The 16950-nt window shown below is 61.2% G+C and carries 14 protein-coding genes; 5 read left to right on the forward strand and 9 right to left on the reverse strand.

Annotated elements, in window-relative coordinates; genetic code table 11:
• Nucleotides 1–55: 55 nt before the first annotated feature.
• The 8 genes from QO207_RS01445 to QO207_RS01480 form a co-directional block, all read right to left on the reverse strand.
• Nucleotides 56–1213, reverse strand: coding sequence for a glycosyltransferase family 4 protein (locus QO207_RS01445; protein WP_301478974.1), 1158 nt, complete (start codon nucleotides 1211–1213; stop codon nucleotides 56–58).
• Complete coding sequence (locus QO207_RS01450) at nucleotides 1214–2347, reverse strand: glycosyltransferase family 1 protein (protein WP_301478975.1); 1134 nt, start codon at nucleotides 2345–2347, stop codon at nucleotides 1214–1216. It lies immediately after the preceding gene.
• Nucleotide 2348: 1 nt separating this feature from the next.
• Entirely contained in the window at nucleotides 2349–3725 is a 1377-nt protein-coding gene (locus QO207_RS01455; protein WP_301479399.1) for a glycosyltransferase family 1 protein, read from the reverse strand.
• The gene (locus QO207_RS01460) at nucleotides 3722–4981 is read right to left on the reverse strand and encodes an ABC transporter ATP-binding protein (protein ID WP_301478976.1); all 1260 of its coding nucleotides are present in this window, start codon (nucleotides 4979–4981) and stop codon (nucleotides 3722–3724) included. The genes QO207_RS01455 and QO207_RS01460 overlap by 4 nt, the downstream gene beginning before the upstream one ends.
• A complete protein-coding gene (locus tag QO207_RS01465) occupies nucleotides 4981–5778 on the reverse strand; it encodes an ABC transporter permease (RefSeq protein WP_301478977.1) in 798 nt (265 codons plus the stop codon). Before QO207_RS01465 ends, QO207_RS01460 begins: the two co-directional genes overlap by 1 nt.
• The gene (locus QO207_RS01470) at nucleotides 5779–7215 is read right to left on the reverse strand and encodes a mannose-1-phosphate guanylyltransferase/mannose-6-phosphate isomerase (protein WP_301478978.1); all 1437 of its coding nucleotides are present in this window, start codon (nucleotides 7213–7215) and stop codon (nucleotides 5779–5781) included.
• A 3-nt stretch (nucleotides 7216–7218) separates the two neighbouring features.
• On the reverse strand, nucleotides 7219–8190 hold the full coding sequence (gmd, locus tag QO207_RS01475; RefSeq protein WP_301478979.1) for a GDP-mannose 4,6-dehydratase: 972 nt from the start codon (nucleotides 8188–8190) through the stop codon (nucleotides 7219–7221).
• 221 nt (nucleotides 8191–8411) lie between these two features.
• A complete protein-coding gene (locus QO207_RS01480; RefSeq protein WP_301479401.1) occupies nucleotides 8412–9317 on the reverse strand; it encodes a GDP-mannose 4,6-dehydratase in 906 nt (301 codons plus the stop codon).
• Nucleotides 9318–9605: 288 nt separating this feature from the next.
• Here QO207_RS01480 and QO207_RS01485 point away from each other — a divergent pair, with 288 nt between their 5' ends.
• From QO207_RS01485 to QO207_RS01505, 5 genes are read left to right on the forward strand one after another with little or no spacing between them, the layout of a single operon-like run.
• On the forward strand, nucleotides 9606–10007 hold the full coding sequence (locus QO207_RS01485; protein WP_301478980.1) for a GtrA family protein: 402 nt from the start codon (nucleotides 9606–9608) through the stop codon (nucleotides 10005–10007).
• Nucleotides 10007–11308, forward strand: coding sequence for an FAD-binding oxidoreductase (locus tag QO207_RS01490; protein WP_301478981.1), 1302 nt, complete (start codon nucleotides 10007–10009; stop codon nucleotides 11306–11308). Before QO207_RS01485 ends, QO207_RS01490 begins: the two co-directional genes overlap by 1 nt.
• A 7-nt stretch (nucleotides 11309–11315) precedes the next feature.
• A complete protein-coding gene (locus QO207_RS01495) occupies nucleotides 11316–12053 on the forward strand; it encodes an SDR family oxidoreductase (RefSeq protein ID WP_301478982.1) in 738 nt (245 codons plus the stop codon).
• Nucleotides 12050–13894 carry a hypothetical protein gene (locus QO207_RS01500; protein WP_301478983.1) on the forward strand — a complete coding sequence of 615 codons (1845 nt, stop codon included), beginning with the start codon at nucleotides 12050–12052 and terminating at the stop codon, nucleotides 13892–13894. Before QO207_RS01495 ends, QO207_RS01500 begins: the two co-directional genes overlap by 4 nt.
• 34 nt (nucleotides 13895–13928) lie before the next feature.
• Nucleotides 13929–14975 (forward strand): acyltransferase, encoded by a 1047-nt coding sequence (locus QO207_RS01505; protein WP_301478984.1) that lies wholly within the window; start codon nucleotides 13929–13931, stop codon nucleotides 14973–14975.
• Here QO207_RS01505 and QO207_RS01510 read toward each other — a convergent pair.
• On the reverse strand, nucleotides 14972–16933 hold the full coding sequence (locus tag QO207_RS01510) for a hypothetical protein (protein WP_301478985.1): 1962 nt from the start codon (nucleotides 16931–16933) through the stop codon (nucleotides 14972–14974). The two genes, QO207_RS01505 and QO207_RS01510, sit on opposite strands and share 4 nt — an antisense overlap.
• Nucleotides 16934–16950: the final 17 nt, after the last annotated feature.

A 16950-nucleotide genomic window follows, 5' to 3' on the forward strand; every position in this document is an offset into this window, starting at 1 on the left:
GCCACTTATTCCAGGCTCGCCGTAACTGTACTGGTAAGTTCGTTGCCCCGGTCGCTCAGCCAGAGCGACCCTCGGGCAACAGCCCTTCCCGCTCCGCCTTCTCGTCCAGCAGATTGCGATACAGATCTGCCCAGACGCGCCCCATCGCCTCAGCCGTGAACAGCTCCTGATAACGAGCTTCCGCCTGCCGGCCCATTTCTGCCGCTGCCTCGGGATTGTCCCAACACCACTGCATCGCCTGACGGAACGCCAGGGGATCGCTCGGTGGCACCACCAGGCCGGTCAGCCCGTTGGCATTGATGAAACTGGTACCGGTGCCGATCTCGCTGGAGATCATCGGCTTGCCGTACATTGCGCCTTCCAGCAGGGAAATACCGAATGCCTCGGAGCGCAGGTGCGACGGGAAGACAATCGCCCGTGACAGTTGCAGCAAGGCAACCTTGTCCTCTTCGCTGACCCGCCCAACGAAGCGCACGTGCGATTCGACGCCGAGCGCGGCGGCCTGGGCCTTCAGTTCCTGCTCCAGCGGTCCGGCGCCAACGATCACCACGGGGTACCCGGTGCCCTGCACGGCATCCAGCAGGATGTGCAAGCCCTTGTAGTAGCGCATCACACCGACGAACAGGAAGAACTGTTCCCCTACTTCGCGACGCCAGTGCTCGACGCGCTCAGGCGCGGGTTTCGGATAGGCCTGCTTGTCCAGGCCGTAGGGAATGACTTCGGCCTTGTGCTGATAGCGACGCAGCACTTCGCTGGAGCCCAGGTAGTTGGGGGATGCGACGACAATGCGGTCAGCGCTGCCAAGGAAGCGGTGCATCAGCGGCTGGTACAGCTTCAAGAGGAAGCGCTGACGGACGATATCCGAGTGGTAGGTCACCACGGTGGGCTTATCGATACCCGAGAGCAGGTGCACCACATCCATGAACGGCCAGGGGAAGTGGAAGTTGATGATGTCGGCGTCGGCCGCGAGCTTGCGGAACTGCGCCAGCACGCTGTACGAGAATCCGGTGGAGGCCAGTTGTATGTCCAGGCGCGCTCGATGGACCTGGTGCCCGTCGACCATCACCATCGCCGGTTCCGGATCCGCGCTCAGGGTAAGCACCTGATGCTCGATACCGTGGTGCCGTCCGGTGCGGCAGAGCTGGTTGATCACCTGCTCGATGCCACCCACCGAGTCCGGCAGATAAGTCTTGAAGAAGTGCAATACGCGCATTCAGCCCCCCACAGCCTTTCGGTAGGCTTCGCTGGTTATCCGGGCGCAACGCTGCCAGCTGAACTCCCGGGCCCTCTCCAGACCCAGCACTCGGCACCGCTGCGAAAGCGACGGATCCTCCACCAACTCCTGGATGGCAGAGCACATCTCTTGCGCATCAAGGGCGTCGACATAGATGCCCGCCTCTCCCGCCACTTCCGGTAGCGAGGAGGTCCGCGTCAGTAATACCGGCACACCACTGGCCATCGCTTCCAGCACCGGCAGGCCAAAGCCCTCGTAGAGCGAGGGGAAGAGCAGGGCCTTCGCTCCGGCCAGCAACTCTGCCAGCACTTCGTCGCTCTGGTAGCCCAGCACCTTCACCGAGCCAGCGCTAACGGCTGCGTCCAGCGTGTCATCGAGACCTTCGCAGCGCCAGCCTGGCATTCCGACTATTACCAATGGCAGGCGCGTGCGTAATGCCGACGGCAGCAACGCATGAGCTCTGAGCGCCAGCAGAAGGTTCTTGCGCGGCTCCAGTGTGCCGACACAGATCAGATATCGCCCGGCGGATAATCCAAACGGTGCCAGCGTCGTTGCCAGCTCTGGATCCTTGCGAGGGCGAAAGCGTGGTGCATATCCCAGTGGTGCAACCAGTACGCGCTCATCAGGCAGTGCGAAATGACGACGTACTTCTGCCGCAACGAATTCGGAATCCGTCAGCACGCATTGCGCCCGCTCGACGCCCCTGCCGACATGACGCTCGATCTCGGCCAGGCGATCAGCGGGTTGCGTATGGGGGTAATGCACATGGGTCAGGTCATGCAGGGTCATGACCATGGGCCCGTCGAACTCGAGCGGCCATAGGCTCGGTTCGTGGTAAAGGTCGATGGATCGATTCCGCAGCCCACGATCGAAGCTGCCCTGCTCCAGCCATCGGCGAATGCGGTAGGCACCCGGCACCCGCTTGGCAATCGAGGTGCGACGGGAGTATCCAGGCATCGAGGTGGGTGGCAGGTCGAGCGTCCAATGACGCCCGAGGAAAAGTTGCAGGCTGATCTCTGCCTGTTCCTGCAGCGCCAGGGCCAGGGAGGACACGTATTGGCCGATGCCTGCCCTGGGTGCCTGGAGAATGCGAGCATTCAGCGCAACGTGCACGCTAACCCACTTCCACTTCAGGCTGAGGCTGCATCTGTTTACGCCGCGACAGGGCGCCCAGCACACGACTGACCAGTTGCCGACTGGCATCACGCCAGGTCAGCCAGCTCCAGTCGCCCGCCGCTCTGGTCGCTGGGAATCGGTTGCTGCTTTCGAACTCCTGCACCAGCGACGCCAGGGTCTCCGGGCGCTCAAGATCGAAGTACGCCACGAAATCGCTGCCCACTTCCCGGAACACCGGAATGTCACTGGCCATGACCGGCAAGCCACGCTGCATGGCCTCCACCAGCGGCAGGCCGAATCCTTCGACATAGGACGGGAAGACCAGCGAACGGGCCTTGGCGTAGGCGTACTCCAGGCCGCGGTCATTGAGCTTGTTGAACATGAACAGGCGCTTGTTCAGCTCTGCGTGGCTGCGGATGCGCGCCATCAGCTCTTCGCACTTCCAGCCGTAGCGGCCGATGATGCACAGGCGCGCGGGCGAACCGGCAGCCCACAGGCGCTCGAAGGCATCGAGCAGATAGGCGTGGTTCTTGCGCGGCTCGATGGTGCTGACCATCAGGTAGACCGGTGCGCCATCCTCGAACATCTGCACCAGCTTGCCATCCAGTTGCGAAGCTTCGTGCACCAGGTCCAGCTCCGAGCCGAGGTAGAAGTGCTCGAACCACAAGCCCTGGGCAACCTCTTCGCCCCGACGGCGAACAATTTCGGCACGCACCTGATCGCGGATGGTGGTGGAAATACAGATGAAACCGTCCGCCATTTCGACGATCCAGTCGAACCAGCGGTCGAACACCTTCACCAGGCCGGCGTCGCAGAATTGGGGATGGGTGCAGGGGATCAGGTCGTAGATCACCGAGATCATCCCGACGCCGTCCGCCTTGAGCTTCTCGGCCACCGGGAAGAAGTCGGCGTGCCAGGAGGAGTCGAGCAGCAGGAGCTGGTCGCCGGGCTGGATCTCCAGCGGTTCCAGGCGCTCAGGCACGATGTGATTGCGCGAGGCGAACATGGCGAAGCGCAGCGGCAGGGTAATGGCCAGGCTGGCCACCTTGCAGGCGACATACAGTGCGCGCCGGGCATTGTGGTGGCGGCTCATGGGCCAGCGCCGTTCCAGGCTCGCATGACGCACCCAGTAATCGTTGCGCCACTGCTCCAGCGCGATCTTCATACGGCTGTGCCAGGGCAGCTCCTCGGTCGACAGCGGCGCCAGGTGCAGCACCCGGTGCATGCGCCCCTTGATGAACGCCACAGGAATGCACTCGACCCCACCCTCGGCGTCTTCCAGATGCCGGATCACGTTGCGCACCACGCGCTGGATACCGGAGTTCACGTGAGGATGTTCGAAGACGTAGGTGCATTCGACGAGCAGGCGCATCAGGAAACACTCCGGGCATTTCGAGCGGGGACTTCTGGAAGGGAGCGGCTGATATCGATGCTTGCATCCAGCCAGGTGCAACCGACGAAGTCCTCCCGGCGCAGGTTCATCACCTGGAAAACCAACCCGTAGTCACGCCACTCGTAGTTGCGATCCAGATGTGAATCCAGACGCGACAGGCAGAAGGCCACCGAGTAATTGCCCTTGCCCAGACGCATCGGGAAAGCGAAGCGGTAAGTAATCCGCTCGCCGGCCTGCAAGCCATCCAGGGCCTGCTCCGAGCGATGGGTATTGATGCCATACATCGGCTGACCAAAGCGATCCTTGATCATGAAGCCCAGCACCAGCCGCTCGACCGGCTCGCGCACTTCGACATCGACCTCGATCTGCACCTGCTCGCCGACTTCCACGACATCCTGCGCCTTGCCTTGCTCGTCCAGCAGCCGCACATCGAGAATTGCCGCCTCACCGCTGCCGGAGATAGTCCGAACCTTGCCATCGGCGAGCATTTCCTGACGCACCGTGTTGCGCTCACGCTCGGCCAGCAGGGCGTTGTAATAGTCCATGACCGACTCGGTATCGCCCTGCTTGACGAGCTTGCCGCCGTTGAGCAGCAGGGCACGATCGCAGATGGACTGAATCGCGCTCCGATCATGGGAAACGATCAGCAGAGTGGTACCGGACCGGCGAAAGCCACGGATGCGCTCGAAGCTCTTGTGCTGGAAGTAGGCGTCGCCGACCGACAGGGCTTCATCGACTATCAAAACGTCAGGTCGACGCGCAGTAGCCACGCTGAACGCCAGGCGCATCTGCATGCCGCTGGAATACGTGCGAACAGGCTGGTCGATTGCCTCGCCGATCTCGGCGAAACGCTCGATTTCCGGCATCAGCCCCTGGATCTCTTCCACGCTCAGACCCAGCAGTTGGCCGGCCATGATGACGTTCTGCCGACCGGTGAACTCGGGGTGGAACCCCATGCCCAGCTCCAGCAATGCAGCAACACGCCCTTCGACCTGGATCTTCCCGGCAGTGGGCTGGGTGGTGCCGGCGATCATCTTGAGCAGTGTGCTCTTACCGGCGCCATTCACACCCACGAGGCCGATGGCCTCACCTGCCTGCACCTCGAAGTCGATGTCCTGCAGGATCCAGTGAACGCTGTGCCGCGGCCTGGATGGCCACAGCCACTCCAACAGTCGCGAGGCTCGCGTGGGATATTGCTTGTAGGCCTTGCCCAGGCCCTTGACGCTGATTCTACCCATCAGAGCTCATCCACCATTTCGCCAGATCGCGCGCGGAACAGCGCGATGCCGCAAGCGCACAGCAGAACCCCCAGCACCGCCACCGGTATCAGGCTGTTCCACTCAGGCCACGCGCCACGCAGGAATACCTCCTGGTAAGCGTGCATGAGTGCAGTCATCGGGTTGAGTTCGACGATCGCGCGAATGCCCGGCGGCAGTATCGACAGCGGATAGACGATAGGCGTCAGCCAGAACCAGAACTGCAGGGCGATGCCGAAGAATTGCCCGACATCGCGGAAGAAGACGTTGAGGATACCCAGAACCATCCCGAGCCCAGCCGCAAATATCAGCTGGATCGCCAGCAGCACGGGAAGCGCCAGCAACGCCACGCCCGGCAGGCGCCCGGTGATAAGCAGAAATCCGAAGAACAGCGCCAGGATGATCGCGAAGTTCGCACTGGCGTTGAGAAGGACGATCAGCGGCAGGCAGATGCGTGGGAAGTTGAGCTTCTTCAGCAGATTGGCGTTGTCCAGGAACATCGTCAGGCTGCGTGCGACGATCTCACCGAAGAGCCCCCAGGTCAGCAGGCCGGCGCAGAGGAAAACGCTGTAGGCGAGACCATCGTCCACACCGGGAAGGCGCGCACGCATGACCTGCGAGAAGATCACGGTGTAGACCAGGATCATCGCCAGCGGGTTGAGCACTGTCCACAAGGCGCCAAGCATCGAACTGCGATAGCGCGCCTGGAACTCGCGCTTCACGCTTCCGACGATAAAGCCGCGGTAGGACCAGACGGAGCGCGATACAGCTAACAACATTCAGCGGGCCCTTCCGTAGATATCCTCGAAGCGGACGATATCGTCCTCACCCAGGTATTCGCCGCTCTGCACCTCGATCATGACCAGATCGATCACACCGGGATTTTCCAGGCGATGACGATGGCCAGCAGGGATGTAGGTCGATTCGTTGCTGTTGACCAGTCGCACCGACTCGCCGTTGGTGACCTTGGCCATGCCTTGCACCACGACCCAGTGCTCACTGCGGTGGTGGTGCATCTGCAACGACAGCGCCGCGCCCGCCTTGACCACGATGCGCTTGATCTTGAAGCGCGGCCCCTCCTCCAGGACGGTGTAGGTGCCCCAGGGACGGCTCACGGTCCGATGCAGGCGATAGGCCTCGTTATCGGTGTCCTTGAGCTGCTTGACCACCTTGCGTACGTCCTGGGCCCGCGCCGAGTCCGCCACCAGGATGGCGTCCGCGGTTTCGATCACGATCAGGCCTTCGACGCCGACGGTGGCAATCAGGCGCCCCTCGCTCTGTACATAATTGTCGCGGCTGTCGACGAAGATCGCGTTGCCGGCGGCGCGGTTGTTGTCGGCATCGGCGTCCACCAGGGCGCTCATGGCGGTCCAGGAGCCGATGTCGCTCCAGTCGAAGGCGGCGGGGATGACCGCGACGCGGTCGGAGCGCTCCATCAGCGCGTAGTCGATCGAGATGTCCTCCAGTGCGCAGAAGTGCTCCAGCGGCAACTCCTGCTGCACCAGGTTGCCGAACTCCGCCGGCTGGCTCGCCATCTGGCAATCGATGGCCTGCGCGAGCATCTCCGGCGCGTGCTTCTCCAGCTCGCTGATGAAGGTGCCGACGGTGAAGCAGAACATCCCCGAGTTCCACAGGAAGGTGCCTGCCTGCAGGAAGCCCTTGGCAGTATCCAGGTCCGGCTTCTCGACGAAGCGCTTCACCCGGCTGCCGCCCTTGTCGTCCAGCGCGTCGCCCATCTCGATATAGCCGAAACCGGTTTCCGGGGCGTTGGGCACTACACCGAATGTCACCAGTTGCCCGGCTTCCGCCAGCTCGACGGCATGCTCCACGCAACGACCGAAGGTATCGATATCGCGGATCAGGTGGTCTGCCGGCATCACCACCATGGTCACGTCGTCGCCATGCAGCGCACGCAGTGCCAGGGCAGCAACGGCGATAGCCGGAGCGGTATTGCGGCCGGTCGGCTCAAGAATGAAATGGCCGCTCTGACGCAGCTTGGCGGCCTGGAAATGATCCTTGCTCTGGAAGTAGTAGTCACGGTTGGTCACCGTGACGATATTGCCTTCGGTCCCCAGCAGGCTGGCGGCGCGGCGGTAGGTCTTGTTAAGCAGCGATTGGCCGTCGGGCATGGCCATGAACGGCTTGGGCTGACCTTCACGGGAAACCGGCCACAGCCGTGTCCCGGCGCCGCCGGAAAGAATGACGGGGACGAGCATGGATCACTCCTTGTCAACGCGACGCAGGTCGGCGTCAACCATCATGTGGATAAGGGTCTCAAGGCTGGTTTTCGGGCTCCAGCCCAGTACTCGCTCGGCCTTTCCAGGGTTGCCCAGCAGCACGTCCACTTCCGCAGGGCGGAAGAATGCCGGGTCGATGACCACATGATCCTGGTACTTCAGACCTACATATTCGAAGGCGATACGGCACATTTCGCGGACGGTGGTGGTGACGCCAGTGGCCACCACGTAATCATCGGGCTTGTCCTGTTGCAGCATCAGCCACATGGCTTCGACGTAGTCGCCGGCAAAGCCCCAGTCGCGCTTGGCGTCGATGTTGCCCAGGCGCAGCTCGCTCTGCTTGCCAAGCTTGATCCGCGCCACCGCGTCGGTGACCTTGCGGGTGACGAACTCGATACCACGCAGCGGCGATTCGTGATTGAAGAGGATGCCGCTGGACGCATGGAGCTTGAAGCTCTCGCGGTAGTTGACGGTGATCCAGTGGCCATAGAGCTTGGCTACACCGTAGGGGCTGCGCGGGTAGAACGGGGTGTTCTCGTCCTGCCGCTCGGCCTGGATGAGGCCGAACATCTCGCTGGTGGATGCCTGGTAGAAGCGCGTGTGCGGGCTGAACTGACGGATACCTTCCAGCAGATGGGTCACGCCCAGACCATCGACGATGCCCGTGGTGACCGGCTGGTCCCAGGAGCTGCCGACGAAGCTCTGCGCACCCAGGTTGTAGAGCTCGTCGGGCTGCGACTTGATGACTGCGCGCTGAACCGAACAGGCATCGGCCAGGTCGCCTTCGAGATAGACCAGTTCGGACTCGATGCCCAGCTCGCGCAGGCGCCAGCGGGTATCGGAGCTGCGCCGCGCCACCAGGCCATGGACCTTGTAACCCTTCTCCAGCAGCAGTTTCGCAAGGTAGGCGCCGTCCTGACCGGTTACGCCGGTGACCAGAGCACTTTTTGTCATTCTTCTAGCATCCGTGATGGCCCGATTGTGCTGACGCCAACCAGGCTTGTTGTAGTTATTCCGGAGCCCGATCGGCCCTGAGCCAACCCCTTCTCCGGTACTGCGACTTCCAAGGAGAATCTGCCTCGCTCCGCTTTGCGGCGCTCCGACGGCAAACTGGCAATCCAGGCCTGCCAGCTCCCCACTTGCTTACCGACGGTTTACCCCGCCCCCACTACCGGTCACTCGCGCAGTACGCGTGCGTCCCAGTCATCCAGCACCGCCTGGAGCGTCTGCTCCATGGCGATGGCTGGTTTCCAGCCCGTCTGCGCGTGCAGCTTGGCATGGCTGCCGCAGACCCTGCGTTGCTCTGCCCGGCGCATTCGCTGGGGATCCTGACGGATTTCCAGCTCGACGCCAGCCAGCGTTGCCATCTGTCCGATCAGGTCCCGCACGCGGTACTCGCGTCCGGAGCAGACGTTGTACGTCTCACCTGTCGCCCCTCGGTCCAACAGACCGAAATACGCCGTCAGCACATCGCGCACATCGAGGAAGTCCCGGGTGACATCGATGTCGCCCACCTCGATGAAGGCATCCTGCAAACCCTGGCGAATCCGAGCAATCTGACGCGCCACCGCCGGAATCACAAAGTCAGCCTTCTGGCCCACCCCGATGTGGTTGAACGGGCGTGCCACCATCATGCGCCAAGGCTCTGCGAAGCTCCACTGCTGGCACAGCAGCTCTGCCGCGACCTTGCTGACCCCATAGGGATTGCGCGGCCTGGGCAGGAATGCCTCGGTGATCGGCAATTGTTCCTCCGCCACCTGACCGTATACATCCCCTGAACTGACGAACAGGAATGCTCCGGAGAATCCACAACGCTTCAGGGACTCCAGCAGGTTCAGTGTGCCCAGCAGATTGACCTGCAGGGTCCCCGCGGGATCCTTGAACGACTGCGGCACGAAAGTCTGCCCGGCCAGGTGAATCACCGCATCGGGCGGCCCGTCGAGCAGGTATTCGTCCAGCGCACCGGGCTTGCCTAAGTCCACCCGTGGAACCTCCATGAGGTTCCACCCGGAGGGTTGTAAGGCCTGCAACTGCGTTCCGACAAAACCGGAAAGTCCTGTTACGAGGAGTCTTCTGTCCAAAGGCCAGTCTCTCTGATTGTTCTGGAAGAAAAAACCGCAAAGGCTGACCGGTCGGTCATGCCCCGACAGCCAAACATGGCGGATATCGATGATCACCCGAGGGCATACCGACCACCCACCTGGGGCGTCCGTTCATGCGCCGAATGCGACGTCTTGGCCATTGCGCCGGCTTGACCGGTCGGCCACACCGTATCAGGGTTAGCGCCCTGCGCAACGCTCTGGAGGCAAGTCGGCTCCTACGGTAGCATTCGCGCTGCTCGCCCCGGATGGCTCTTTGTAGACGTATCGATGAAACTCGCCCTGATCTACACGCTATTGGCGGCAATCGCAACGGTTGCCAACATATTCTCCCAGGACATGACGGTCCGCATCTATTCCGGCCCGTATCACATTGCCCTGTCCATCCTCATCGGCACCGGTGTCGGCCTGGTGGTCAAGTACATCCTCGACAAGCGCTACATCTTCCGCTTCACCGCCCGTAACGCCGCCCACGACGGACAGACGTTCATTCTCTATGCGCTGATGGGTGTGGTGACCACGGTCATCTTCTGGGGCTTCGAGTTTGGCTTCGAGCACCTGTTCGCCACCAAGGAGATGCGCTACCTGGGCGGCGTGATCGGCCTGGCCATCGGCTACGTGACCAAATACGAGCTGGACCGCCGCTTCGTCTTTCGCCAGGGAGCCGCCTGATGGAGCTGTCCGGTTGGGGACGCTACCCGCGCAGTGACTGCGACCTGCAGTCGCCCCTGGGCGAGACACCTGCTCGCCAGATGATTGCCGAGATCCCCCAGTTGCTGGCACGCGGCATGGGCCGCAGCTATGGCGATGCCGCCCTTGGCGGCACCCTGCTCGGTACGCGCCAGCTCGATCGCCTGCGCGCCTTCGATGAACAGACTGGCGTACTGCGTTGCGACGCCGGCGTCACCCTGGCGGAAATCGTCGACGTGTTCCTGCCGCGCGGCTGGTTCCTCGCGGTGACGCCGGGCACGCGCTTCGTCAGCGTCGGCGGCGCCATCGCCAGCGACGTGCATGGCAAGAATCACCACCTGGACGGCTGCTTCAGCGAATTCGTCGACTCCTTGACCCTGGCCTGCGGCGACGGCCAGATCCGTCACTGCTCACGCAGCGAGCACCCGGAGTTGTTCTTCGCCACCTGCGGCGGCATGGGGCTCACCGGTGTCATCCTGGAAGCGACTCTGCGCCTGCGTCGCGTCAGCAGCGCCCATATCGAGCAGGTGACCTACAAGGCGCAGAACCTCCAGCAGGCGCTGGAGCTGTTCGAAGAGCACCACCGCAGCACCTATTCGGTCGCCTGGATCGATTGCGTCGCCTCCGGCGCCGCCCTGGGCCGCTCGCTGCTCATGGTCGGGGAGCACGCCCGCGACCAGGATCGTCACGTAAGCACCGGGCTACCCCTGAGCATTCCAATAGACGCGCCCTCGGCACTGCTCAACCACTATTCGATCCAGGCTTTCAACAGCCTGTACTTCCACCGTGTGCGCCGCCGGCGCAGCGAACAGCGGGTCGACTACCGGAGCTTCTTCTATCCGCTCGACGGCATCGGCCAGTGGAATCGCCTGTATGGGCGCCAGGGCTTCGTCCAGTACCAGTTCGTCCTGCCGCGCGAAGCGGGCATCGACGGCCTGGGCGGCATCCTGCAGCGGATCGCGGCCTCCGGTCGTGGCTCGTTCCTCGCCGTGCTCAAGGCCTTCGGCCCACGCAACAATTCGCCGCTGTCGTTCCCGCTGGAGGGCTACACGCTGGCGCTGGACTTCAAGATGCAGAGCGACTTGCTGCCGCTGCTCGACGAACTGGACCGCCAGGTCCTGGACCACGGCGGTCGCCTCTACCTGGCCAAGGACGCGCGCATGAGCGCGGACACCTTCCGCCAAAGCTACCCGCGCTGGGAGGAATTCCAGACGCTGCGCGAGCGCTACGGCGCGCTCGGCAAGTTCGTTTCCCTGCAAGCTCAACGTCTAGGACTGGAATAGGACAACAATGAAAAAGATCCTCGTCATCGGCGCGACCTCCGCCATCGCCGAAGCGACTGCACGCCGCTTCGCCTCCCGCGGCGCCGAGCTGTTCCTGCTGGCGCGCAATCAGGAGCGCCTGACGAGCCTGAGCGAAGACCTCAAGGTGCGCGGCGCCAGCAGCGTCCACAGCGAGATCTTCGACGCCAATGACTTCACCCGTCACCCAGGCGTGATCGCCAACGTCATCGAACAGCTGGGCGGGCTCGACCTGGTCCTCATTGCCCACGGCACCCTGGGCGACCAGAAAGCCTGCGAACAGGACGTAGCGCTGACCCTGAGCGAACTCAACACCAACGCCCTGAGCGTAATCAGCCTGCTGACTCCGCTGGCCAACCATTTCGAACGCCAGGGCCACGGCAGCATCGCCGTGATCAGCTCGGTCGCCGGCGACCGTGGCCGCCAGTCCAATTACATCTATGGCACCGCCAAGGGCGCGCTGAGCATCTTCCTCCAGGGCCTGCGCAATCGCTTGTACAAGTCGGGCGTACAGGTACTCACCATCAAGCCCGGCTTCGTCGATACGCCGATGACCGCCGCCTTCCCCAAGGGCCCGCTCTGGGCAACCCCGGAGAAGGTCGCCGGCGACATCGAAAAAGCCATCGGCAAGAGCAAGGACGTGCTCTACACGCCAGGGTTCTGGTGCCTGATCATGGCGATCATCCGCAGCGTTCCTGAATTCATCTTCAAGCGACTGTCGCTGTGAGGAGCCTGGCCGGTCGAGCGGCCTGCCTGCTGCTGATCCTGGTTACTGCCCTGGTATTGACCAAGCTTGCATCCCCTCTGCTGCAACAGAGCTTCCAACCCGACGGCGACCTGGCCGCCGACATGCTGTTGGTCAACCAGCTGCATGACACCGGCTATCTGCTGACCGGTCATTATTCACGCTTTGGCTTCAACCATCCGGGCCCGATCTTCCTGTACGCGAACGCGGCATTCGAGCAGTTGGGCGGACTGGTAAACCTGCCCCGTGGCAATGCCTGGATACTGTCCAGCGTCACCGTCAATTTCCTCTTTCTGCTCCTGTCGGCCTGGTGCCTGGCGCGCCTGTTCGACAGGCGCCTTTCATTGACGGTGGTCGCAGCGGTGCTGCCGATGGCGGCACTGGTCGGTGAAAACCTGGTCAGTAGCTGGATGCCTTATCGGCTGATACTACCGTTCGCCACCTTCTATCTCGCCAGTCTGCTGGCAATGAACAAAGGGCTGCGCTATCTGCCGCTGGCAATGACGCTGGCCTGCGTCCTCATCCACGGCTATGTGACGTTACCGGTCTTTACGCTGCCAGTGCTGTTGCTGATCAGCATCCTGCAACTGCGCCAGAATGGCTGGCGCGACCCGGTACACTGGCGCTGGATCTGGGTGGCGCTGGGCATTGGCGTGCTGTTCTTCCTGCCCCTGCTGATCGACACGCTGATCCAGTATCCGGCGAACGGCAACGTGATGCGGATCATCAAGGCACAGCGCAGTCTCAGAGGCGTCGAGAAAGCCTCCTGGCATGAGGTGCTGGATTTCACCAAGTCATTCTGGATCATTCTCAGCTCTGGCCTCGTGCCAGCGCTGCTTGCCGGCCTGGTCGCCCTGGCGCGTAGCGACTCTTCGCAGCGCAGGGTCCTCAGCCAGGCCAGCTTGCTGGCCCTGCTCCTGAGCGCGATCTTCATCCTTTACCATCTGACCGCACCCAAACCGCTGTATCCGTTCATCGCCTTGTATTACCTGGGCGTTCCGCTGGCACTGATCAGCCTGCTGACGTGTTTCACCCTGCAGGCGACTTCCAACGCTACGCTGCGCGTAGGCCTAGCGTTGGTGATTGCTGCCAGCGTCCTGCCGTGGTTGTCCCATCAGCAGGTACCAACGCTGGCGCAACGTGGTGACATTCGCCAGCTGGGTAACTATCTGCTCGCCAAGCAGCAGGGACAGATCGTACTGGACTACCCGACCCAGCCAGAAAACGCCTGGCCTCATGTAACAGCACTGCTGGTGTACCTGAAGGATCATGGGGCACAGGCCTGCGTGGCACGTCCGGAAATGCGCTTCCTGTTCACCCCGAGCGCCACTTGCGCTGCAGGAATCCCGGTAACGGACTACCTGACCCGGACTACCGACTGCGGCGACCAATGTCTCGCCAGCGCGGGGGATTACGCCATTACCAGACCGCCCTTCAGCGCCAGCGGCGACAAATCCGAATTCACCGGATGCACCCTGGCCAAGGCACCCTGGACACAAACCGGGGCTGATTGCGCGGTTGCAACCAAGACCGCCGGAGCGGCCACGTTCGGCCCCTTCGTGACACTCCCCGCGGGGCGCTATCGCTTCGATATCGATTACGCTTCCAGCCTCCCGGCCAACACTTCGGCCGGTGCCTGGGACGTCGTATTCGACAAGGCCAAGGGCACCCTGGAAAAAGGCGATCTACCTGGCAGCGATAATCAACGCACGCAGCTTTCGCGGCAGTTTGTCAGCGATCGCCAGCAGCAGATGGAAATCCGTACCTTCCTGTCCGGCGCCGGAGAGCTGAAGGTCTACGCCATCACCATCACGCGTCTCTAGTCAGACCAGGCACACCAGAAGAAGAGCGAAGAACATGCTTGGCATAACACGATTCGTCCTGGCCATCCTGGTCCTGCTCTCGCACACGACCGGCGCCGGCTTCAGCTTCAATCCCGGCATCGTCGCCGTGATCGTTTTCTATTTCACCAGTGGCTACCTGATGCAACGGAGCTACCGGCGCTTCAGCGAACATTCGGAGCATCCCGCCCGGACTTTCTACCTCGATCGGGTACTGAAACTGTTTCCGCAATACGCCGTCGTCGTAATCGCCAGTTTTGCTGCCATCGCTGCGCTCGGCCCCGCCGAGCACGTACTGTTCCTGAACCAGCAGGCAAGCCTTGGCAAGGTGCTGCTCAATCTCGCCCTGTTGCCGGCCAACTACGTATTCGCGCCACTGGTCATCGGGCCGATGCTGCCCCACCCGATCATTCCACCGGCCTGGTCGCTATCGAGCGAGTTCCACTTCTACCTGCTGCTGCCGCTGATCTTCCTGCTGCCCAGGCGCGGCTTCCTGGCTCTGCTCTGCCTGACTCTGTCCATCCAGGTCGCTGCACTGTTCTTCGGCAGCGGTCCGTTCAACAGCGACAATTTCGGCTATCGCTTCATCTTCGGCGTGCTGACGTTCTTTCTTTTCGGCTATGCCTTTTCCAAGGCACATGAGCTCTTCTATCGTCGAATCGTACAAACCGTATGGGTCTTGTATGTGGCGATGCTACTGATCGTAGCCCCTGCCTTCGGCCTCCTCGCCAATCCGCATGCCCTGGAGGTCCTTTTGGGCGCAGTGCTTGCCCTCCCGCTGGTCTATGCAGCAATCACACTGCAACCACAGGATCTCTGGATCAAACGGCTGGATGAACAGCTAGGACGGCTGGCCTACCCGATCTTCATCAGCCACTTTCTGGCATTCTTCCTCTGCGAAAAGATGCTGGGGCTGCAAGGCCAATCCGGGCTGGCTATTCCTGCAGTCATTCTGACTTGCCTGATTATTTCGTGGCTTTTATCAGCGCTGCAACGCGGCGTAGACCGCTATCGACTGGCTAGTCGCGGATTCGACAGCGCCAAGAGGCTTGCGGAAGCCTAGCGCAAGCGTAACTCCCTCAGAGCGATAGCTAGAGTCCTTGGATCACCAGTGCCTGGCGTCCTGGCGTCCGGAAGATCCCACTCAAGCTCATTATCTGCCTCCACGAGCAGCCAGCGTGGGTCGATAGGGATCACCAGCCGCTCATCCCAGCCCTGTAATTGAAACTCGCCCAATGAGTGGCCATTCAATCGTAGGGCGACTCTCTGACTACCCAGCGCTCCGAAGCGTATCTCCAACCTTCCTTCGGAAAGCGTCTTGGGAGAAATGCGGAACAACGTTGCCGCACGCTTGCCGTTGCTCCAGCGAATATCACCTTCGCGGCCGAACCATCCAGCAAAGCCGGTAGCAGAATCCGGGTCCAGCAGCCCATCCTGAGCTAGGGTAGGAGGAGGTTCTGGCATGTCTGCCCGCGGGAGAGACGAAATAATGTCCTTACGAGCAAGTACGCCATAGTTGTAGTACTGATCAACCAAGGAACGAATCTGCTCATCTCGCATACCTTGAACATCGAGAATATCTTTCCCGCGACTTTCCAGACTTGCGCTGACTAGATACTTCAGTTCGTAGCGTGCACCATAGCGCTCTTGAGTCATGCCCCATGCCAGATCAAGACTTGGAAGCACCCAGGAGGCTATCAGCTCTGGATTCCTTGATAGCACGTAGTCGGGATCGAATTTGGAGTGAGCGGTGAAGAACTTAATGTTCGCAGGCATTGTGCGCCGACCGATATGACGATCATTCAATCCCAACAGGTCAAGCGATGGCAGGCCGGAATAGAACGGGACTTTCCCCGCAGCATCAATTGCCAGTAGGTACGATGGGTTAGCCTGCTTGAGGAAGCGACCAAGGGCGTACCACATATCATACGTCTTCTCCCTGTAGGAGAAGCGTGCATCTTCGTGCAGAACCAGAGATCCAGCCAACAACGCAAATAACGGCAATGCAAATTTCAATGGGGTCTGGCGTACTCCGGCAGCAAGGTGGAGCACGGCAAACAGGCCAACCGGAATGACCGACAACAGGAAGCGCTCGAAATAGATATCACCGCCGATGTAGATGAAATAGCCTACCGTCGCACTCAGCAGGACAAATGGAAATGGGTGACGATGAACCAGATCTCGACGCATCAACGCTAACAATGCCGTCATCACCATGAACGCTAACAGTCCGTTGAAGCGCCCCCACATCCATAGCATTCTGAAGCCGAACTTCAGGCGATCTTCAAAGCCCCCTGTGATCTTGGCGTGAAAAGTATTTGCTATATAGTCGTTATAGTAATAGAGACGCCAGAATGTATAGAGCCCCATCACCAGAACCACGAATAATGTGAGTTGCAACGCTACCTTCCGCTTCCCGCTCAAAGCGAGCGCCACCGCAGCCAACAAAGGAATCGTGAAACCATCGACGCGGCAAAGCGAGCACGCCAGAGCAAGCGCAAGGAGCACCCGTAAATCAGGCTCTAAGCGGTCAACTGCGGACCACACCAACAACACGAGGAACAGGACCAGAACGCTCTCCAGTCCTGTGGCTGCGTTTGCCCAAAGCACAGGACTTAAGGCAAGTAACATTACACCAACTGCAGCCCATCTCTCGCCAAGGTAATCTTTGATCAAGTTGTGGAAGACAATGCAGCAACCACCCAACAACAAAGCGTTTACTACCAGACTAAAGAAATAGAGCGAGTCGGCACCTAACCACACGCCAGGCACCATTAGCAATGTGTAGAGCAGATTCGAGTATCCCTCGACTGACTCACCGGGAGTGAAGATTAACCCTAGTCCGGAAGATAGGTTGGCCGCATAGCGATAACTGATGAACGCGTCATCGGACCCAAGAGCGTTTCCACTGGCAGGTGTCGAGTAGCCAAAATGACCGTGTAGTATCGCCCCGCAGATGGCGATAAACACGGCCAGATAAAGCCAAAAATTCAACGCTCGAGTGCTTTCCTCTGAACGCATGTGTGATCCCAGCCGCA

It is taken from the genome of Pseudomonas sp. CAN1, assembly GCF_030462585.1.
Classification (GTDB): Bacteria; Pseudomonadota; Gammaproteobacteria; order Pseudomonadales; family Pseudomonadaceae; genus Pseudomonas.